Here is a 19,021-nt window from a genome sequence, read left to right on the forward strand (position 1 = left end):
CCCACTCCGCCGCCACCCGGGCATAGATTGTGTCCATGGAACTTCGTCGTTTCGGCCGCACCAATCACCAGTCCAGCGTGCTGGTCTATGGTGCCGCCGGTTTGTCAGCCGTCAGCCAGCAGGTCGCGGACGCGTCCCTGCAATCCGCCCTCGAGGCGGGCATCAACCACTTCGACACCGCCCACAACTACGGGGAGGCCGAGGACCGCATGGGCCCTTGGGTGCCGGGGGTGCGTGACCAGATCTTCCTGGCCACCAAGACCCAGCAGCGCACCAAGGACGCCGCGTGGGCCGAGATCAACCGTTCCCTCGAGCGGCTCGACACCGACCACGTCGACCTGCTGCAGCTCCACGCCGTCTGCAATGACGACGACCTCGCCGACATCTTCGCCGACGGGGGCCCGCTGCCCGCACTCGAGCGTGCACGCGAGGAGGGACTGATCCGTTTCATCGGCATCACCGGTCACACGGAGGCCGCACCGCGCATCCATGCCGAGGCCCTGCGCCGCTATGACTTCGACTCGGTGCTCACCCCGCTGAACCACCAGCTCTACTCCGAGCCGGAGTTCGCCGAGAACTTCCACACGCTGCTTGACCTGGTCGAGCAGAAGGACGTGGGACTGCGCACCATCAAGGCCGTGGCCCGCCGCCCGTGGGATGACCAGGAGCGCCGCTACGCCACGTGGTACGAACCCTTCGACACCCAGGATCTGGTCACGGCCGCCGTCTCGTGGGTGCTGGGCAAGTTCCCGACCATCACCGGCATCGCCACCGCCGGTGAATCCCGCCTGCTGCCCCTGGTCTACGAGGCCGAGGCGAACCGGATCAGCGTCGACGAGGCCGACTCCGTGTTGAGCCGCGTGGACGACTACCGGTCCATCTTCGTCTGAGGGACCCGCTCGACCCGCAGTCGACAGACAGCCCACCCGGGCAACACTTCACTCGTGGAGTGTTGTCCGGGTGTTGTCGTTCATGGGGAAGGGCTTCCCCCGTCGGGCGGCCTGCGGATTCAGTTGGGCCCATGACGACACTCACCCTGGTCCTCGATCCCGCGACCGCCACACCCCCCACTCCTCGGGGTCCGAGCTCGAATCGGACCACGCCCTCCGCACAGGAGTCGCCGCTGGGCGGCGAGCGGCGCGCCACCCAGTTGGTGGGTGTGCTCGCCCACCGTGCCCTCGAGGTGCTGCAGCTGCGGCGCCAGGCCAAGCACGTGCAGGCACTGTTCAGCGAGGAGTCGATGACCGTGCTGCGCGCGTGGTCGGGGGTGCCTGCCTGGGAGGGTGCCCGGATCGGCAGCGTGCGCGCCACGGTGCTCAACCACCGCCACGTCGAGGGATGCGTGCGGGTGGTCACCCAGGATCGCTCCGTGATGATCACCCTGCGGCTGGAGCGATCCCCGCGCGGATGGGCCTGCGCGAGGATCGACGTGCTCTGCAGCCGCGGCCACCTGGCACGGTGGGGAGTGGCAGCTGCCTGAGGATCAGGCCGCCGTGTTCCTCCCGTGGCAGGCCTTGAACTTCTTGCCCGACCCGCAGGGGCACTGCTGGTTGCGCCCGACGTTGGCGAAACCACCGGTGTTGCGGGCCGATGACGTGGAACTCTCCGCCTCACCCTGCTCGTCCGGAGCGGTGTAGGTGAGCTGGCGCTCGCGGGCGGGCTGCGACCCTGCCAGTCCCTTGGCACGCACCTTGGGACGACGGGACGATGCCTCCCGGGCAGCCCCTGGTTGCGCAGTGGAGGTCACACCCCGCACCTCGGCCAGGGCGTCGAACTCCACCTCCGCCTCGGGCACGTCGGCGTCATCGGTCTCGGACGTGACCAAGGTGCGGGGGTCGACTCCCGACTGCACGCCGACACCGCTCACCTCGCCGGTGACCTCCAGGTTGAACAGGTAGCCGACGACCTCCTCCATGAAGGCTTCCATCATCTGCTGGAACATGAGGCCACCCTCACGCTGGTACTCCACCAACGGGTCGCGTTGGGCCATGGCCCGCAGGCCGATGCCCTCGCGCAGGTAGTCCATCTCGTAGAGGTGCTCACGCCACTTGCGATCCAGCACCGTCAACATCACCTGGCGTTCGAGTTCGCGCATGGTGTCAGCTCCCAGCGACTCCTCACGGACGTCGTAGGCACGGCTGGCGTCCTCGACGAAGCGCTCGACCAGGGCAGACGCGTCATGTTCGTCGTCGATGTCATCGAAGGTGACGGTGACGGGATACAGCGTCTGCAGGTCGGTGATCAACTGCTCCAGGTCCCAGTCCTCGGGCAGTCCCTCGGTGCGCTGGCGGACGGCGGCCTCAACGACCCTCGACACGGTGTCGCGCAACTGCTGCTCCACGTCGGCGCCGTCGAGCACCTGTCGGCGGTCGCCGTAGATCGCGTGGCGCTGACGGTTCATCACGTCGTCGTACTTGAGGACGTTCTTGCGCATCTCGAAGTTCTGCGCCTCGACCTGCTTCTGGGCGCTCTCGATCGACTTGCCGACCCAGTTGGACTCGATGGGGACGTCATCGGGCACCTTCAGGGTGACCATGGCGCGCTCCATGGCGGGCCCGTTGAACAGCCTCATCAGGTCGTCGCCCAGCGACAGGTAGAACCTGCTCTCCCCCGGGTCACCCTGACGGCCGGACCGGCCGCGCAACTGGTTGTCGATGCGACGTGACTCGTGACGCTCGGAACCCACCACGTAGAGCCCACCCGCTTCGACGACCTCCTGGTGTTCGGCCGCGACCTGCTCCTCGAGCTCGGCCAGGGTGTCATCCCAGGCAGCCTCGTACTCCTCGGGGGTGGTGTGCGGGTCGAGCCCCCGCTCCCTCAGCACGAGGTCGGCCAGGAACTCGGGGTTGCCGCCGAGCATGATGTCGGTGCCACGTCCGGCCATGTTGGTGGCCACGGTGACAGCACCCTTGCGACCGGCCATCGAGACGATGGCGGCCTCAGACTCGTGGTGCTTGGCGTTCAGCACTTGGTGGGGCACACCGGCGGTACGCAGCCGCTTGGAGAGTTCCTCTGACTTCGCGACGGAGGCGGTACCGATCAGCACCGGCTGGCCCTTGGCATGTCGCTCGACGACGTCGGCGATGATGGCATCGAACTTGGCGTCCTCGGTGCGGTAGATCAGGTCCTTCTGGTCGACGCGGATCATGGGCATGTTGGTGGGGATGGGCACCACACCCAGCCCGTAGATCTTCTGGAACTCGCTCTCCTCGGTGAGAGCCGTACCGGTCATGCCAGCCAACTTGTCGTACATGCGGAAGAAGTTCTGCAGGGTGATCGTGGCCAGGGTCTGGTACTCGTCCTTGATCTCGACCCCCTCCTTCGCCTCGAGCGCCTGGTGCAGGCCTTCGTTGTAGCGGCGACCGGTGAGGGTTCGTCCGGTGTGCTCGTCGACGATCAGCACCTCGCCCTGCATCACGACGTAGTCCTTGTCGCGCTTGAACAACTCCTTGGCCTTGATGGCGTTGTTCAGGTAGCCGATCAGCGGGGTGTTGGCGGACTCGTACAGGTTGTGGATGCCGAGTCGGTCCTCGACGGTGCTGATGCCGGGGCCCAGCACCGAGACGGTGCGCTTCTTCTCGTCGACCTCGTAGTCACGATCCCGACGCAGGCGGGTGACCAGCGAGGCGAACTCGGGGTACCACTGGTGGTTGTCCTCGGCTGGCCCCGAGATGATCAGCGGGGTGCGGGCCTCGTCGATCAGGATGGAGTCGACCTCGTCGACGATGGCGTAGTGGTGACCGCGCTGCACCAGTTCCTCGGCCGACAGCGCCATGTTGTCGCGCAGGTAGTCGAAGCCGAACTCGTTGTTGGTGCCGTAGGTGATGTCGGCCTGGTAGGCGACGGCGCGCTCGGCCGGGGTCATCGAGGTGAGGATCGCGTCGGTGCGCAGCCCCAGCATGTGGTGCACGCGACCCATCTGCTCCGACTGGTAGCGCACCAGGTAGTCGTTGACCGTGACCACGTGCACGCCCTTGCCCGTCAGCGCGTTGAGGTAGGCGGGCAGGGTGCCCACGAGGGTCTTGCCCTCACCGGTCTTCATCTCCGCGATCCGTCCGTGGTGCAGGGCTGCACCGCCGATCAGCTGCACGTCGAAGTGGCGCTTGCCCAGCACCCGTTTGGACGCCTCACGCACCGTCGCGAAGGCCTCGGGCAGGATGCTGTCCAGTGACTCACCGTTGTCGATGCGCTGCTTGAACTCAGCGGTCATCCCTGACAACTCGTCGTCCGACATGTCCTCGAAGTCAGGCTCGATGGCGTTGACCTGGTCGGCGACCTTCGACAGCTTCTTGAGTTCCCTGCCACTGCCGGCATTCAGCAGTCGATCGATGAAGCTCACAGACGTCCTTTTCGCTTGACTCACTGGGGGCCGCCCCGCAGGGGGCGCACATATACCCGATCATGCTACCCGCCTCGCAGTGGCAGGCCCTCACAGCAGGGGTGCGAGCCGCCCTGCACCGTTGCCGCGCGGCTCGACCACCACCTGGTCCAGCCCCAGCCAGCCGGTCAGCTCGAGAAGTGCTTGGGCCAGTTCGGCGCTCGTGCGCACCGGATCCGCGTCGGCCTCCAGCCAGGTCGCCTTCACCTCGAGACGGGAAGCCGCCCGGTTGGCCTTGAGGTCGACCCGCGCACACAGCTGGTCGTCCAACAGGAAGGAATAGACGTAGTACCCGTGCACCCGCTGAGGCGCAGGCACATAGATCTCGATGCGGTACGGGTAGCCGAAGAGGGCCTCGATGCGGTCACGTTGGAACATCATCGAGTCGAACGGGCTGAGCAGGGCCCGGCCACTGGCCCGACGGGGGCGCTCTGCCTCGTGCCAGACCCAGGTGGGCCTGGTCTCCCAACCGCGCACCCTCACCGGCACGAACTGCCCCTCGCCCACCAACTGCTCGAAGGCCTGGGCGGTGACGGCGTCACGCCGCAGGTAGAAGTAGTCACTCACACAGGTGAGCGAGAACACCCCGAGCGCACGGCCAGCGCGGGCCAACAACTGGCGGCGCTGCTCGACCGGCGACCAGTCCTGGTGCAGGTGTTGCGGTGGCAGCACCCGCTCGATCAGGTCGTAGCGTCGTTCGAACTGGCTGTTGCGTCCTGCGGAGGAGACGGAGCCTGCCGAGAAGTCGTACTCGAGCACCTGCTTGACCGACGACCAGTTCCATCCCCAGCTCTCGCGGCTGCGCTCCTCCTCGTGGTCGATCTGGCGGGCCGTCAGTGGGCCGTGGTCGGAAATGGTCGACAGCACGTGGGCGGGCAGACCGGGGTGCGCCGTCTCGACCCTGGCCAAGGTGTCGGCGTACCTGGCCGCCATGGCCTCCATCCGGTGCCGCAGGGCCGGGGCCAGTGCCACGTCGATCAGACTGGCGGCGTGGCCCCAGTACTCGAAGAGCCGTCGCGGGGCCTTGCCGGCGGCCCGATCGAGCAGGGCCAGGTCGTAGGGCCCCAGCCTGGAGAAGAGCGGCAGGTAGTGGGCTCGCTGGACGACGTTGACCGTGTCGATCTGGAACTGCGCGACCCGTTCGATCTCGGTCTGCACGTGCCTCATGGTGACCGCGGGCGGACGTCGGTGCGAGACAAGGCCCTGGGCCGCCAGAGCCATCCGGCGGGCCAGGGCCAGGGTCAGGTCACTCATGGGCCCAACCTAACGGGCCCCACCGACATTCCCGAGGGGACAAACCTCGCGGTGACGGATCAACTGGCGTTCCTCACGTCCAGGTGGATCACCCCGTAGTCGTATCCCTTGCGCCGGTAGACCACACTGGGCCGACCCGACTCGGCATCGGAGTAGAGGAAGAAGTCGTGCCCGACCAACTCCATCTCGTCGAGCGCCTGTGCGAGCGTCAGCGGGGCCCCGCTGAACTCCTTCTCCTTCACCACCAGGGGGCCGTCACCGATCACGTCGAGTCCGGCGACGGTGTGGTGGCTGTCCGACCCGTTGACCTGGTGTTCTCCGTCCAGACCTTCCGACGAACCGGCCTCGATCAGGGGGGCACCGAAGTGATCCGCGGTCCGCAGCCCGTGGTGGTGGTGCTTGCGCCGATCCTGGGCCTTGCGAAGCTGGGTCTTGAGACGTTCCATGGCCTTGTCGAAGGCGGCCAGCTTGTCGTCGGCCAGTCCTTCCGCACGCACCACCGGACCCTTGCTCCGCAGGGTGATCTCGGCGATCACGTCCTGGTCGCGACCTCGGCGGGCCGGCTCGACGGTGAACTCCACCTCGACCCGCTGCACCCGGTCACGGAACCTCTCAACGGTGCTGATCCGTTCGACCACCTGCTCCTTCACGGTGTCGCTGACATTGCAGTGACGGCCCTGAACGACGATGTCCATCTCAATCTCCTATGTTTGCCTGGGTCCAGACATGACACAGGCACGAACCTGCGAGCAATCGAGGGCTGCAGGTCGTGCCATGCACCAACGTTACCGAGTCACCCAGCGGGTGTCTGCCGGGGCGTGCTTTGCGCGTGTCTGAGTTCGGACGAGGCCACTGTGGCCGCCCCAGAGACCGTCCAACCGGCCCTGGTCAGGGCGGTGGTGGCGGCCGTCAGGCTGGCTCCGGTCGTGATCACGTCGTCGACCAGGAGCACCCTGCCTGACCCGCTCTGGGCGCGCATGGCGGCGGCCATGTTCTGCCACCGCTCGGTTCGTCCGAGGTCGAACTGGTCGGAGCCGGATTGCCCCACCCGCAGCAGCGGCTCGTGGGACCATCCCAGGCGCCTTGCCACCGCTCGTGCCAACGCCCGGGCATGGTCGTGGCCGCGCTCGGCAACAGCCTTGGAGCGAGAGGGAACCGGGACGACCAGCATCGGCTCACACCAGCCGGCCAGCCCCACTCGCAGCGAGACGGCCTCGGCGAACGGCCGGGTGAGGCCCCAACCACCTTCGTCCTTCCACGCCTTCACCAGCGCCGGCACCGGTGGGCGGTAGCTGCACGCCGCCACCACGGGCCATCCCGGTGCCGGACCGACCAGGCGGAGGGGGGTGGGGCGGGCCAGGGCGGCCAGGCAGTAGCCGCAGGCGCCCCAGCCCGGACGACCGCACCCCGGGCAGGACGAGCCCAGGAAGAGGTCGGCGGTGGCGTCGAGCAGCGCGCGCACGCGTGGTTCCATCTCCTGATCATCACCCGTTCGAGTGGCCACCGCGGACCGCCTGTGGACAACTCGGGCGACGTGAGGACTCAGCCCGGGAGCACCGCACTGGTGACGCCGCCGACGACCAGCCGCCATCGGAACCTGTCCTCGAACCGCCAGACGCGGTTGTCATTGCCACGGATCACGGCCGTCACGCCCTGACGTCGAGGAGTGGCGGACAGCGACACCGGTTCGATGTCGCTGGCTGACGGGCCGAGCGCCTCGACCAGGGCGCCATCGGCCGAGACGCTCCACACCGAGGTGCGGGAGTCCTGGGCGGTGGGGCTCAGCACCACCAGGGTCGCGGGCTCGGCCCACCCCACGTCCCGGGGATTCTCGAGCCGCCCCGAAGTGGTGGTGACGGGCATCTCGAGCCAGCCGTCCACCGTGATGGTCTCGGTCCCCCGGAGCCTCACCAGACCGAGCACGCGGGTCTTGCCCGACTCGACGATCAGGGCCATCGTGGTGCGGTCCGGCGAGATGCGGAAGGCGCTCACCGTGCCCACGGGCAGATCCTTCACCAGGAAGCGGTGCACCTGTCCGTCCAAGGTCATCCGCAGCAGGGTTGGCTGCCCCTCGATCGTCCCGATGCTCCACACGGTGCCGTCGAGCATCACCTGGGGTCGACACAGTTGGGTGGCGGTCACGCGTCGGGTGGCCTGGTCCGAGCCGAACTGGGTGGTCCACACCTCGGTACGCGCGACGTTGACCACCACGACGGTGCCCAGGTCGGGGCCGACGTCGACGTTGCCGGGAACCCCGCCCCAGCTGCGTCCACCGAAGGCCCCACTGATCGGGGTGAACTCGGGGGAACCGCCCTCGACGATGCGCCCCACCACCTGGTCGCGGACGACCACCAGGTCTGACGCGGCGCGCTGCTCGACGGGCTGGTAGGAGTCGAAATCCGAGCGCCGGATGCGGGTCGGGTCGGAGGCCCGTGGGATCTGCCACACCTGGCCGCCCGCCTGTAGTCGCACCGCCTGCACCTGGTCGAACTCGGTCAAGGTGGTGACGATCTGTGCGGCCGCGCGGGTACGCGCCCCCTCGGAGAGCACGTTCAACTGCGTCGACAGGTTGACCAGGGCCAATCCGTCGGAATCGATGCTGACCGTCGTGCTGCCCTTGGCCTCCGCCGGGAGCGCGGTCCCCACCGCTTGACCCAGCCAGGTGCTGGGGCCGGCCAGCAGGGCGTCGAGGGCGCGGCTGGGGTTGGCCGCGGTGTCGGGCACGTGCACCAGTTGCGGTGCCAGCATCGAACTGTCGGCTGACAGGAACCAGATCGTGATCGGCGAGTAGTAGCGGGTGAACAGGGTGTGGGCCAGCAGCAATCCCTCGGGGGGGTTGCCGATTCGCCACTGCCCGCCCACCCGCTGCATCCCGAAGTCGTGCTGCAACGTGCCCTGACCGGGGACGAAACGACCCTGCCCGTCGACCTGCCCCACCAGGGGCGCCGTGATCACCGCCGACTTGTCGGTGGTGATCGGCGGATGGTCCTGGGGGTCGTAGATGACAGCACCGCTGTCGGGTTTCCAACTCTTGGCCGCACCCTCGGTGAGGTATTGGCGCGCCACCTGGTACCCCGGTGTCGGGGTGGCCATAGCCGTCAGGAACCCTGCGAGGATCACCTCGGTGTTGCCTCCGCGGGATGGCGGCAACGGAGCGATGTCGACCCCCTGCGAGTTCTGTTCCAGCGGTGTCTGGCTGATCCGGGTGACAGGTCCGGACGTGGCGATGGTGGCGCACCCGCTCGCGGCCAGGGCGACGGGGACGAGGGCGAACAGGTCCCGACGGCGGATCACGGGTGACCCACCTCGTGGGTGACGTTGCGTTCCACCAGGGTGAAGTCGGTGGGGGCCAACGGCAGGGGCGAACTGCGGAGCACCTGACCGTGCCGGCGCGGCAGCGTCAGCCGGAACTGGGCTCCTCGCTTGGGTCGTCCCCAGGCCGACAACCAACCCTCGTGCAGCATCGCGTCCTCCAGACTGATCGCCAGGCCCAGTCCCGTGCCACCCATGGTGCGGGTGCGGGAAGGATCGGCCCGCCAGAACCGGTGGAACACCTGCCGCGCCTGCGAGGCGAGGAAGCCGACGCCGTGGTCACGCACGACGATGGCGACGGCCTCGTCGTCCACCTTGACGGTGATATCGATGGGCAACTGTTCGGCGTGCTCGATCGCGTTGGTGATCAGGTTGCGCAGGATCCGCCGGATCCGCCGGGCGTCGACTTCGGCATAGGCCGTCCCCTCGGCGTGCAGACGCAGCTGGGTACCGGCCCTCTCGGCGAACGGTCGCTGGCTCTCGACCTCGGCGGTCACCAGAGCCACCAGGTCGACCTCGTCGAGGTTGAGCACCGCGGCCCCGGCATCGAACCGGCTGATCTCGAGCAGGTCTCCCAGCAGTCCCTCGAACCGATCCAGTTCGTCGTAGAGCAGTTCGGTGGTGCGTGCCACCGAGGGGTCGAAGTCCTCCCGACCGTCGTGCAGCAGTTCGGCGGCCATCTTCACCGTGGTGAGTGGGGTGCGCAGTTCGTGGGAGACGTCGGAGACGAACTGTTGCTGCACGCGCGACAGGTCCTCCAACTGCACGATCTGCTGCTGCAGTTCGGAGGCCATGTGGTTCATCGACGTGGCGAGACTGGCGAGGTCGTCGGTGCCCCGCACGGCCATCCGTTCGTCGAGGTGGCCGTCGGCCAGTCGTCCCGCGATGATGCTCGCTTGCCTGATCGGACGGACCACGTGCGCCGACACGAGGGCGGAGATGCCCAGCATGAGGGCCAGCAGCAGCGCTCCCGTGGTGATCAGGGCGCGTTGCATCACCTGGAGCACCTGCACCTCGTGGTTGAGGGGAAAGATGAAGTAGATGGGATAGGACTGCCCCGACACCGGGGCCTGCAACCGGGCGCCGACTGCGAGCCCCGGGATCGGGGCCACCCTGTCGTCGGACGAGATCACAGTGGTCGGTGTGACGAACATGCCGTCGGGGTCGGCGGCGACCGCGTCGACCAAGGACTGCGGAACCGAGTCGAGGGCGATACCGGGCGAGACGAATCCCGAGACGGGTCCCTGGATGACGATGTGGAACTGGCTGCCCGAACTGCCGGCCTCGTCCGCCAGTTGGTTGAGCCGCTCGTACAGGCTGGCGGTGCGCAGGTCGGTGTCACGCAACTGGCGCTGGATACGGTCCAGCGAGCTCGACGCCTCCGCGATCGCCGCACTCCGCTTGCCCGCCATCACGCCGTCGGTGGCCTGCCGCATGATCAGCCAGCCGCTCAGCAGCACCACGATGATGGAGCCGATCACGGTCGACGAGATCACCCGCAGCGGCAGGGACGACCACCACCACTGACCGATCGTGCGACGTCGCTGGTTCACTCGTCCTCGATGGGGTCCCCGGCCCGATACCCGACCCCTCTGACGGTGATCACGGTCTCGGGACGCTCGGGGTCGCGCTCGATCTTGCTGCGCAGGCGTTGCACGTGGACGTTGACCAGGCGGGTGTCGGCGGCGTGGCGGTAACCCCACACCTGCTCGAGCAGTTGCTCACGGCTGAACACCTGGGTGGGACGACGCGCCAGCGCCAGCAACAGGTCGAACTCCAGCGGGGTGAGCGAGATCAGGGCGCCCCGACGGGTGACGGTGTGTCGTTCGGTGTTGATGCGCAGGTCACCGATCCGCAGGATGGTGGGCACGCTGTCCTCGACCTCGAGCCGCCGCAGACGGGTGCGGATGCGAGCCACCAGTTCCTTGGCCCGGAACGGCTTGGAGACGTAGTCATCGGCGCCGGCCTCCAGCCCTGTCACCACGTCGGTCGTGTCGGACTTGGCGGTCAGCATCACGATCGGCACCCCGGACTCCTGCCGGATGTCACGGCAGATCTGCACCCCGTCACGGCCGGGCAACATGAGGTCGAGCAGCACCAGGTCGGGTTTGGTCTCGCGGAACATCTGCAGGGCCTTCGAGCCGTGTCCGCACCGCGCGGTGTCGAATCCCTCCTGACGCAGCACGATCTGCAGCATCTCGGCGAGCGCCGAATCGTCGTCCACCACCAGCACGCGCTGCCGCGTGCCACCGCGGGTCGGTTCGGCCACTGCGAATCCCTCCTCGGACGGGCATCGCCGCCCGGGCAATGCTTCATCACGACATGCTAACGCCCACCCCACAACGGGGAGGCTGGCAGGCGGGCTGCCGATGGACTCAGTTCTGGTCGGGGTCGTCGACCCAGGTCGACAGCAACCCGAGTTCACCGCCCTGACGGCGCAGCACACGTCGCCACAGGTTGCGTTGGTCGGAGCCGAACAGGTCGGTCTCGCGGGCCGGCACCCGGTACCAGTCACCGCGCAGCAGTTCACCCTCCAGCTGACCTGATTCCCAACCGGCGTAGCCCGCGAAGATGCGCAGGTTGGAGTAGGCGCCGGTGACGATCTCGGTGGGGGTGTCGAGGTGGAGCAGTCCCACGTCTCCCTGCACCCGTCTCCAGCCCGGGGGTTCCTCGGCGGGCTGGTTCAGGCGGGCGACGCAGATGGCACCGTTCGGCGAGACCGGGCCGCCCTGGAAGAGCAGTTGCGGGGGGCTGACCAGCGGCACCCACGAGGGCAGCACCTCGTCGAGATCGGCGTCGGCGAGCCGGTTGAGCACGACCCCGAGGGCACCGGACTCGTCCGCGTCGAGGAGGTAGACGACCGACTGTTCGAAGAAGCCGCCACTCTGCTCGGCGCTGGCCACCAAGAGTTCACCCGCTGTGGGTCGGTTGCCGCTGCTCACCCTTCCATCCTTGCACGGGCGAAACGGGGGCAGGGGCACCGGCGGCGCAGGTCCGGGAACCACAACGCCCTCGCCCCGCGCGGTGGCGGGAACGAGGGCGTGCAGCAGGGGTGGAGGTGGCGGGAATCGAACCCGCGTCCTCGAGAGATGAACCAGGACTTCTCCGGGCGCAGTCGTCATGACGTTCTACTTGGCTCCAGTGCTTCTGACGACAGATCACTGACAAGCCCAGTCGCAGTGAAGTCCCACCTCTCCCCTGCAACGCAGGAGAGGCAGCAAGCCTCCTTGATGAGGCCAGGATCCGGACGGAAGGCTACATCCGGTCTGACCCTTCGGTCACTGCTCAGGCAGCGAGAGCGAAGTCTGCGCGAGTGTTGTCGGCAGTTGTTGGTTTCCAGGGAACATTTACGAGTTGACCCCAGATTCTCGGCCCGCTTCTCCTGGGACTATCGTCCCAAGTCGAAACCAGTCACCCCCTGTTGAGTTGTGACGTCCGCTCCCCCGAGGGGGCTACGACCGCCGAAGAACCAGTGTACCCGGTTCAGCGACCCAGCTCACGCGGCTTTCCGCTGTCGTTGAGCAGCTTGATGGGGTTGATGCTGGTGAGGAACGTGTCGGAGTCCTCGCCGCTGGCCGCCTTGGCACCCCCGACCACCGTCACGATCAGCCAGGCCAGTCCGACGACAGCCGTCACCCAGCTGAGCGGATCGATGATCGCACCGACGATGATGGCCCCCACCATCGCGATCGACAGCGCAATCTGGGTGTTGAACGACTTGGCGGCCTCGCGATGGGCGAAGGTTCCGGGACTGGTGGCTGCGTAGGTGATGGCCGGACCGATGAAGCCCAGTGCGAGGGCCGAGAAGTGTGCGAAGCCGGCGGCTCCCTTGCCCGTGCGCCCGTCGCGGTGCTGGTTGAGCATCGGGGCGTAGGCGGGGTGGGCGCCCACCGCGGCGCTCGACAGGGGCACGCTGACGAGCCCGGCGAAGGCACGGTTGAGATCGGCGCGGGTGCGGGCCAGGAGGGCTTGACCGACCCGCTGGTCGAGCTCCTCGGCGGTGATGCGACCCTCGGCATAGGCGTTCTGCAGGTAGGCGAGGGCCCGGTCTCGTTGGGCCTCGGTCACCAGGAGGGAAAGGCTCGGGTGCTGGGACGCCGGAGGAAGGGCAGGGGCGGGCTGGATCATGCGACCATTCTTCCGCGCGGGCCGTTGGGCAGCGATCGGGCGCGACCCCGAATCACCCCGGATTGGGTACCTTCCACTACCCTCGTGGCCATGACTGAAAAGCCTGAAGTTGAGTTTCCCGAGGGTCCTGCCCCCACCGAACTGGTCATCACCGACCTGATCGAGGGCGAGGGCGACGAGGCCACTGCCGGCCAGACCGTGGCCGTGCACTACGTGGGGGTCTCGTACTCCACCGGCGAGGAGTTCGACTCCAGCTACGGCCGGGGCGAGCCCCTGTCGTTCCCCCTCGGCGCCGGCATGGTCATCCAGGGATGGGACCAAGGGGTCCAGGGGATGAAGGTGGGCGGACGTCGCCAGTTGGTGATCCCCGCACACCTGGCCTACGGCGACCGAGGCGCCGGTGGCGTCATCAAGCCGGGCGAGACCCTGATCTTCGTGTGCGACCTCGTCGGCGTCCGCTGACTGCGGACCGAGGCACCCCGACACGACCCGAACCACCCATACCCAGGCCGCCGGCCGGTTGACCGAAGGGCTCAGCCGCGCCGGCGGCGCTGCGCCAGCTCCCGTTCGACCTCGCGGTTGGCGTCGCGCTCGGCGATCGTCTGCCGCTTGTCCCACTCCTTTTTTCCGGTCGCCAGTGCCAACTCGACCTTGGCGTAGCCGTCGGAGAAGTAGATCGACAGCGGGACGATGGTTCGTCCCGAATGGTCGGTCTCCCGCGCCAACTTGTCGATCTCGCGGCGGTTCAGCAACAGCTTGCGGGTGCGCCTGGTCGCGTGGTTGGTCCATGTGCCGAAGGCGTACTCCGGGATGTGCGCGTTGCGCAGCCACGCCTCACCGTCATCGATGGTGGCGAACGCATCGGCCAGCGAGGCCCGCCCCTGACGCAGGGACTTCACCTCGGTACCGGTCAGCACCAGCCCAGCCTCGAACCGCTCCCCCACGTGGAAGTCGTGGAAGGCCTTCTTGTTCTGGGCGATGAGCTTGCGGCCCTTCTCGCGTGGCATGGGTGTCGTCCGATCTGGTGGGGTGCTGCGACCTCCCAGCATAGGCCGACGAGCATCACCCGCCCACCCAATTCGAGGGCCACTGCGTCCTCCGGCGCGGTCCGTGCGCGCCTTCACGCCCTCGGCGGGCTCAGCGGGAGGGCAGTGACCTGGCGGCAGTGACCCCGTGGTCAACGATGCGTTGCAGGTCCTCGTCGGTGGCCACGGCTTCTGGCAGCACCGCCAGCCAGCCCTTCATGGGACGACCCTTCATCTCCATCTCGGTGATGGCCACCCCGTCGATGATGCCCCCGCTGTCATCGGGGTCGGAACGCAGCATCACTCCCCCGGTCGACGAGGCCGCAACCGCCATGGTGCCGTTCACCATGAAGCCGACCCCACCGAACATCCTCTTCTCGCTCACGCCGTCGACTCCGGCCAGTGCGGCGCGGAGTCGATCGGCGATCACGGGATCGTAGGGCACGACCGAACACTCACTCAGTAGATGCTGGTCATGGCGTTGGTGACCTGGCCGTTGACCCAGACCATCAGGTGCAGGTGGCAGCCGGTCGAGTAACCGGTCGAGCCGACGTAGCCGATGATCTGGCCCTGCGACACGTGCTGGCCGACGCCCACCGTGTAGCGGATCGCGTGGTTGTAGCCGGTGGTGACATAGCGGCCGTTGACCAGGCCGTGGTCGATCATCAGGCGGTTGCCGTAACCGGCGTTGTAGTACCTCTCGGCGACCACTCCGGAGCGGGCCGCGCGGATGGGTGAGCCGCAGGCCGCCCCGAAGTCGGTGCCGTCGTGCAGCTTCCAGATGTGCAGCACCGGGTGCAGACGCATGCCGTACTGCGAGGTGATGGCTGCCCCCGACGGGTAGATCCAACCCTGCGAGGCAGTGGTGGTGCGGGTGGTGGTCCTGGTGGACGTCTTGCCGCCGCTCGTCCGGTTGGTCGAACGTGAGGTCTTCGACGAACTCTTGGCCTTGGCCGCTGCCGCCTTCGCGGCTGCCGCCCTGCGGCTGGCCTCGGCACGCTCGCGGGCCAGGCGGTCGCGCTCGGCCTTGGCTGCTGCTGCCTTCTGGGCGGCGATGCGCTGGGCGATCCGCTTGTCGACGGCCTCGCTCTCGGTCTGCAGTGCAACCTGCCGCTGCTGCTCGGCCTTCACCTGGGCGTCGGCGCTGGCCTTGGCCTTCTGGTTCTGCGCGTTGGCGGTGGCCACCTCTGCGGCGGCCTGGCTGGCAGCCCCCTGCAGCTGCTGCGAGGTCTTCAGACCAGCAGCCGCTTCGGCGCGCAACTTCGAGACCTTGGCCTCGACCTCGGTGGCCTTGGCCTCGGCGGCGTCCAACTTCAACTTCAGCGCGGTCAGGCGATCCATCTGGGCGCTGGTCGAGTCGAGGACGGTGGTCGACCACTGCACCTTCTGGTTCAGGTCGTCGATGGTGGTGTTCGAGAACAGCGAACCGAAGCCGGCCAGCGGGTTCTGCTGCTGCATCGTCTCGCGCACCCGGGCACCCGACTCGTGCTGCCAGACGGCGACGTCCCGCTGGGCACTGTCGGCCTCGTCCTGGGCGAGCTGCTGGGCGGCTTGGGCCACCTCGAGTTCGGCGGCCCGCTTCTGGTCGAGGGCCTGCGACTGCTCGAGACGGGACTGGGCCGCGGCCAGCTTGGCCTGCGCGTCTGCCAACGCCGCCTGCGACTGCGCCAGCGCCTGGGTGGCGGCGACGGCCTGGGCATTGGCCTCGTCGAGATCCTGCTTGTTCTGCGCGATGCGGGTCTGCACCGACTTCTTCTGGATGTCGAGCTGGTCGGCGGTGGCCAGCTGGACGCTGCCCAGACCCAGGCTCAGGGCCACGAGGGCGGCCAGACCGAATCGGGCGATTCGGCCCGCGCGGGAACCGCTACGGGCGGGGGGGAGGTCCCGAATCACAGCTGTACCCCTTCTCTGACACCGGCGTCAGACGCGCAGGTATCGCTTGGTTGCTATCAGCGTGGGGATGATAGACAGCCCAATGGCCGCCACCGCAACCCATCCGATCGCCCCATAGACGTCCGCACGGTCAATCCATCGTAAACTCGAAAGTGAGACTTGAGCGTTGCGGACGATCGCGAACTCGTGCAGACCGAGCAGTGTTCCGCTGGCCAAGGCCCAGCCGATGACCCCCGTGAGCAGGCTCTCGAGCAGGAACGGCATCATGATGTACCAGTTGCTCGCCCCCACCAGTCGCATGATCCCCAGCTCGCGGCGACGCGCGAAGGCGGCCATCCGGATCGTGTTGGCGATCTGCACCCACGCGGCCAGCAGTAGGAGTCCGGCCAGGGCGACGGTGCCCCACTTGAGCAGGTTCAGCGCCGAGAAGATCTTGTCGAGGATCAGGTGCTGGTCGACGACCGCCTGCACCCCCGGCATCACGCCGGCCTCGGCCACCACTCCCTTGTACTGCTCCGGGTTGACCAACTTCACCCGGAAGGAGTCCTGCATCTGGTCGACCGTGAGGGTGTCGAGCAGGGGTGAGTCCTTGAAGGTCTCGCGGAAGGCGTCGTAGGCCTGCTGCTTCGACTCGTAGTGCACCTGCTGCACCTCGGGGTTCTTCGTCAGCGCTGCCTGGATGGCGTCCTTCTGCGGCTGAGTGGCGTCCTGGCCCGGGTCACAGTTGCCCGATGACGAGTCCTTGACGCACAGGAAGACCGAGACCTCGATCTTGTCGTACCAGCGGTCCTTGGTGACGTCGACCTGTCGGTTGATCAGCAGTCCCATGCCGAACAGGGTCAGGCTCACGAAGATGGTCACCACGACGGCGGCGTTCATGGCCAGGTTGCGGCGCAGTCCGGACCACGTTTCGCGCAGCGTGTGTCGCATCGAATCTCTCTCGCTTTCGGGTGGGGCGCTCGTCACCGCTCAGGCGGTGCCGTAGACGCCCTTGCTCTGGTCGCGGATGACCTGGCCGGACTCCAACTCGATCACCCGTCGTCGCATCTGGTCGACGATGGTGGAGTCGTGGGTGGCCATGATCACCGTGGTGCCGGTCTTGTTGATGCGGTCGAGCAACTTCATGATGCCGACGCTGGTGGCCGGGTCGAGGTTGCCGGTCGGTTCGTCCGCGATCAGGATCTTCGGCTTGTTCACGTAGGCGCGGGCGATGGCCACCCGCTGCTGCTCACCGCCGGAGAGTTCCTCGGGCAGACGTGCACCCTTGCTCGCCAGGCCGACGGTGTCAAGTGTCTCGGGCACGACCTTCTTGATCTCCGAGGTCGGACGACCCAGCACCTGCAGGGCGAAGGCGACGTTCTCGTAGACGGTCTTGCCCGGGAGCAGCCGGAAGTCCTGGAAGACGGTTCCGATCTGGCGGCGCAGCCCCGGAACCTTCCATCCCGCGAGCCGGTTCAGGTCCTTGCCGAGGACGAACACCGTGCCCTTGGTGGGGCGGTACTCCCGCAGGATGAGCCGCAGGAAGGTCGACTTGCCCGACCCCGACTGGCCCACGAGGAAGACGAACTCCCCCTTCTCGATCTGCACGTTCACGCCGCGCAGAGCGGGCTTGGTGGATCCCTCGTACAGCTTGGTGACGTCCTCGAACGTGATCACACGGCATCCTTCGTCGGGGGACTTGGGGGGCATGGCGTCGCGGTGGACGACGCTGGAGGGTTTCCTGAGGGTTTCTCAGGCCGACTGCGACGAGTCTAGGTGCAGCCGCCGGAGCCGCAAGCTGCCACGCCCACGGCCCGACAATTCCCGACCCGGCTCAGTGCTCCTCGGCGCTGCGGCGCCACCGGATGCCGGCATCGATGAAGCCGTCGATGTCACCGTCGAAGACGGCGTCGGGATTGCCCACCTCGTGGTCGGTGCGCAGGTCCTTGACCATCTGATACGGGTGGAGCACGTAGGAACGCATCTGTGAACCCCACGAGTTGCCGGCGTCGCCCTTCAGCGCGTTCATCTCGGCTTCCCGCTCCTGCCGTGCACGCTCGAGCAGACGCGACTGCAGCACCCGCATCGCGGCCGCCTTGTTCTGCAGCTGCGACTTCTCGTTCTGACAGCTCACCACCAGTCCGGTGGGCAGGTGGGTCAGACGAACCGCCGAGTCCGTGGTGTTGACCGATTGGCCGCCGGGGCCGGACGAGCGGAAGACGTCGACCCGCACGTCGGCCTCGGGGATGTCGATGTGGTCGGTCTCCTCGGTGACGGGAAGCACCTCGACCCCGGCGAAGGAGGTCTGGCGTCGTCCCTGGTTGTCGAAGGGAGAGATCCGCACGAGACGGTGCGTCCCCTGCTCGACCGACAGGGTTCCGTAGGCGAAGGGGGCCTTGACCGTGAAGGTGGCGGACTTGATACCGGCCTCCTCCGCGTAGGAGATGTCATAGACCTCGAAGGGGTAGCTGTGTCGCTCGGCCCAGCGGGTGTACATGCGCAGCAACATCTGCGCGAAGTCGGCGGCATCGATGCCGCCCGCCTCGGACCGGATGGTGACGACCGCCTCGCGGGAGTCGTAGTCACCCGACAGCAGGGTGCGCACCTCGAGGGCCTCGATCGACTTCGCCAGGGACGAGACCTCCGTCTCGACCTCGTGCACCGAGTCGGAGTCGCCCTCGTCGGAAGCCATCTCGAGCAGCAGTTCGGCATCGTCCAGTCGCTGGCGGAGCTTCTCGACCCGCTGCACCTCGCCCTGCAGGCTCGACAGGCGGGAGGTCACCTTCTGGGCGTTCTCCTGGTCGTTCCACAGGTCGGGAGCGGCCACCTGTTCCTCGAGGTCTGCGATCTCCTTCTTCTTCGACGCAGGGTCGAGCACTGCCTCGATCGAGTCGAGGGAGTGTCGAAGGGTCGAGATGGTCTCGGTCAGATCAGCAAGTGCCACGAGAGGTCACTCTACCGCTGACCACCGCCGCTCCGACCCCATCGATGCACCCGCAGCACCTGACGTCCACGACCAGACATGCGAGGGTTCGCCGCCGGACGGATCGGT

Annotated in this window: 18 protein-coding genes and 1 other RNA gene; 3 read left to right on the forward strand and 16 right to left on the reverse strand. The window is 67.5% G+C overall.

Features of this window, described 5'->3' with window-relative positions; translation table 11 throughout:
- Positions 1 to 35 precede the first annotated feature (35 nt).
- Both QQZ11_RS12600 and QQZ11_RS12605 read left to right on the forward strand, forming a co-directional pair.
- Positions 36 to 890: an aldo/keto reductase gene (locus QQZ11_RS12600; RefSeq protein ID WP_284550659.1), complete on the forward strand. Its 855-nt coding sequence runs from the start codon at positions 36 to 38 to the stop codon at positions 888 to 890.
- 131 nt (positions 891 to 1,021) lie between these two features.
- A complete protein-coding gene (locus QQZ11_RS12605) occupies positions 1,022 to 1,480 on the forward strand; it encodes an Rv3235 family protein (protein WP_284550660.1) in 459 nt (152 codons plus the stop codon).
- A gap of 3 nt (positions 1,481 to 1,483) precedes the next feature.
- Here QQZ11_RS12605 and secA read toward each other — a convergent pair whose 3' ends face one another.
- The 10 genes from secA to QQZ11_RS12655 all read right to left on the reverse strand — a co-directional run bounded on the left by secA (position 1,484) and on the right by QQZ11_RS12655 (position 13,072).
- Positions 1,484 to 4,339, reverse strand: a complete 2,856-nt coding sequence (gene secA / locus QQZ11_RS12610; protein ID WP_446698857.1) for a preprotein translocase subunit SecA — start codon at positions 4,337 to 4,339, stop codon at positions 1,484 to 1,486.
- 90 nt (positions 4,340 to 4,429) lie between these two features.
- Entirely contained in the window at positions 4,430 to 5,632 is a 1,203-nt protein-coding gene (locus QQZ11_RS12615) for a winged helix-turn-helix domain-containing protein (protein ID WP_284550661.1), read from the reverse strand.
- Between the two features lie 59 nt (positions 5,633 to 5,691).
- A complete protein-coding gene (hpf, locus tag QQZ11_RS12620; RefSeq protein ID WP_026378042.1) occupies positions 5,692 to 6,327 on the reverse strand; it encodes a ribosome hibernation-promoting factor, HPF/YfiA family in 636 nt (211 codons plus the stop codon).
- A gap of 98 nt (positions 6,328 to 6,425) precedes the next feature.
- On the reverse strand, positions 6,426 to 7,106 hold the full coding sequence (locus QQZ11_RS12625) for a ComF family protein (RefSeq protein WP_284550662.1): 681 nt from the start codon (positions 7,104 to 7,106) through the stop codon (positions 6,426 to 6,428).
- A 68-nt stretch (positions 7,107 to 7,174) separates the two neighbouring features.
- Positions 7,175 to 8,926: a GerMN domain-containing protein gene (locus tag QQZ11_RS12630; protein WP_284550663.1), complete on the reverse strand. Its 1,752-nt coding sequence runs from the start codon at positions 8,924 to 8,926 to the stop codon at positions 7,175 to 7,177.
- Positions 8,923 to 10,452 (reverse strand): MtrAB system histidine kinase MtrB, encoded by a 1,530-nt coding sequence (mtrB, locus tag QQZ11_RS12635; RefSeq protein ID WP_281166935.1) that lies wholly within the window; start codon positions 10,450 to 10,452, stop codon positions 8,923 to 8,925. The genes QQZ11_RS12630 and mtrB overlap by 4 nt, the downstream gene beginning before the upstream one ends.
- A 41-nt stretch (positions 10,453 to 10,493) precedes the next feature.
- Positions 10,494 to 11,141 (reverse strand): MtrAB system response regulator MtrA, encoded by a 648-nt coding sequence (mtrA, locus tag QQZ11_RS12640; RefSeq protein ID WP_051139766.1) that lies wholly within the window; start codon positions 11,139 to 11,141, stop codon positions 10,494 to 10,496.
- Positions 11,142 to 11,319: 178 nt separating this feature from the next.
- Positions 11,320 to 11,886 (reverse strand): YqgE/AlgH family protein, encoded by a 567-nt coding sequence (locus tag QQZ11_RS12645; protein WP_022910471.1) that lies wholly within the window; start codon positions 11,884 to 11,886, stop codon positions 11,320 to 11,322.
- 108 nt (positions 11,887 to 11,994) lie between these two features.
- Positions 11,995 to 12,363: a transfer-messenger RNA gene (gene ssrA, locus QQZ11_RS12650) on the reverse strand.
- Positions 12,364 to 12,427: 64 nt separating this feature from the next.
- Positions 12,428 to 13,072 (reverse strand): DUF1707 SHOCT-like domain-containing protein, encoded by a 645-nt coding sequence (locus tag QQZ11_RS12655; protein ID WP_022910472.1) that lies wholly within the window; start codon positions 13,070 to 13,072, stop codon positions 12,428 to 12,430.
- Positions 13,073 to 13,162: 90 nt separating this feature from the next.
- Between QQZ11_RS12655 and QQZ11_RS12660 the strand changes: the two genes are divergently transcribed.
- The gene (locus QQZ11_RS12660) at positions 13,163 to 13,534 is read left to right on the forward strand and encodes an FKBP-type peptidyl-prolyl cis-trans isomerase (protein WP_022910473.1); all 372 of its coding nucleotides are present in this window, start codon (positions 13,163 to 13,165) and stop codon (positions 13,532 to 13,534) included.
- A 71-nt stretch (positions 13,535 to 13,605) separates the two neighbouring features.
- On the opposite strand, the gene smpB is transcribed toward QQZ11_RS12660, so the two are convergent.
- The 6 genes from smpB to prfB all read right to left on the reverse strand — a co-directional run bounded on the left by smpB (position 13,606) and on the right by prfB (position 18,913).
- Positions 13,606 to 14,079: an SsrA-binding protein SmpB gene (gene smpB, locus QQZ11_RS12665; protein WP_022910474.1), complete on the reverse strand. Its 474-nt coding sequence runs from the start codon at positions 14,077 to 14,079 to the stop codon at positions 13,606 to 13,608.
- A 130-nt stretch (positions 14,080 to 14,209) separates the two neighbouring features.
- Entirely contained in the window at positions 14,210 to 14,542 is a 333-nt protein-coding gene (locus QQZ11_RS12670; RefSeq protein ID WP_284550664.1) for a TfoX/Sxy family protein, read from the reverse strand.
- A 14-nt stretch (positions 14,543 to 14,556) separates the two neighbouring features.
- On the reverse strand, positions 14,557 to 15,990 hold the full coding sequence (locus tag QQZ11_RS12675; RefSeq protein ID WP_284550665.1) for a M23 family metallopeptidase: 1,434 nt from the start codon (positions 15,988 to 15,990) through the stop codon (positions 14,557 to 14,559).
- Between the two features lie 27 nt (positions 15,991 to 16,017).
- The gene (gene ftsX, locus QQZ11_RS12680) at positions 16,018 to 16,920 is read right to left on the reverse strand and encodes a permease-like cell division protein FtsX (RefSeq protein WP_284550666.1); all 903 of its coding nucleotides are present in this window, start codon (positions 16,918 to 16,920) and stop codon (positions 16,018 to 16,020) included.
- Positions 16,921 to 16,959: 39 nt separating this feature from the next.
- The gene (gene ftsE, locus QQZ11_RS12685) at positions 16,960 to 17,646 is read right to left on the reverse strand and encodes a cell division ATP-binding protein FtsE (RefSeq protein WP_022910478.1); all 687 of its coding nucleotides are present in this window, start codon (positions 17,644 to 17,646) and stop codon (positions 16,960 to 16,962) included.
- A gap of 157 nt (positions 17,647 to 17,803) precedes the next feature.
- The gene (gene prfB, locus QQZ11_RS12690) at positions 17,804 to 18,913 is read right to left on the reverse strand and encodes a peptide chain release factor 2 (RefSeq protein ID WP_284550667.1); all 1,110 of its coding nucleotides are present in this window, start codon (positions 18,911 to 18,913) and stop codon (positions 17,804 to 17,806) included.
- Between the last annotated feature and the right edge of the window lie 108 nt (positions 18,914 to 19,021).

This window comes from Aestuariimicrobium sp. T2.26MG-19.2B (assembly GCF_950101875.1).
Taxonomy (GTDB): Bacteria; Actinomycetota; Actinomycetes; order Propionibacteriales; family Propionibacteriaceae; genus Aestuariimicrobium; species Aestuariimicrobium kwangyangense.

Coding starts and splice junctions, on each gene's coding strand:
- QQZ11_RS12600 (WP_284550659.1), top strand. CDS start 36: ATGGAACTTCGTCGTTTCGGCCGCACCAATCACCAGTCCAGCGTGCTG.
- QQZ11_RS12605 (WP_284550660.1), top strand. CDS start 1,022: ATGACGACACTCACCCTGGTCCTCGATCCCGCGACCGCCACACCCCCC.
- QQZ11_RS12615 (WP_284550661.1), bottom strand. CDS start 5,632: ATGAGTGACCTGACCCTGGCCCTGGCCCGCCGGATGGCTCTGGCGGCC.
- hpf (WP_026378042.1), bottom strand. CDS start 6,327: ATGGACATCGTCGTTCAGGGCCGTCACTGCAATGTCAGCGACACCGTG.
- QQZ11_RS12625 (WP_284550662.1), bottom strand. CDS start 7,106: ATGGAACCACGCGTGCGCGCGCTGCTCGACGCCACCGCCGACCTCTTC.
- mtrA (WP_051139766.1), bottom strand. CDS start 11,141: ATGCTGCAGATCGTGCTGCGTCAGGAGGGATTCGACACCGCGCGGTGC.
- QQZ11_RS12655 (WP_022910472.1), bottom strand. CDS start 13,072: ATGATCCAGCCCGCCCCTGCCCTTCCTCCGGCGTCCCAGCACCCGAGC.
- QQZ11_RS12660 (WP_022910473.1), top strand. CDS start 13,163: ATGACTGAAAAGCCTGAAGTTGAGTTTCCCGAGGGTCCTGCCCCCACC.
- smpB (WP_022910474.1), bottom strand. CDS start 14,079: ATGCCACGCGAGAAGGGCCGCAAGCTCATCGCCCAGAACAAGAAGGCC.
- ftsX (WP_284550666.1), bottom strand. CDS start 16,920: ATGCGACACACGCTGCGCGAAACGTGGTCCGGACTGCGCCGCAACCTG.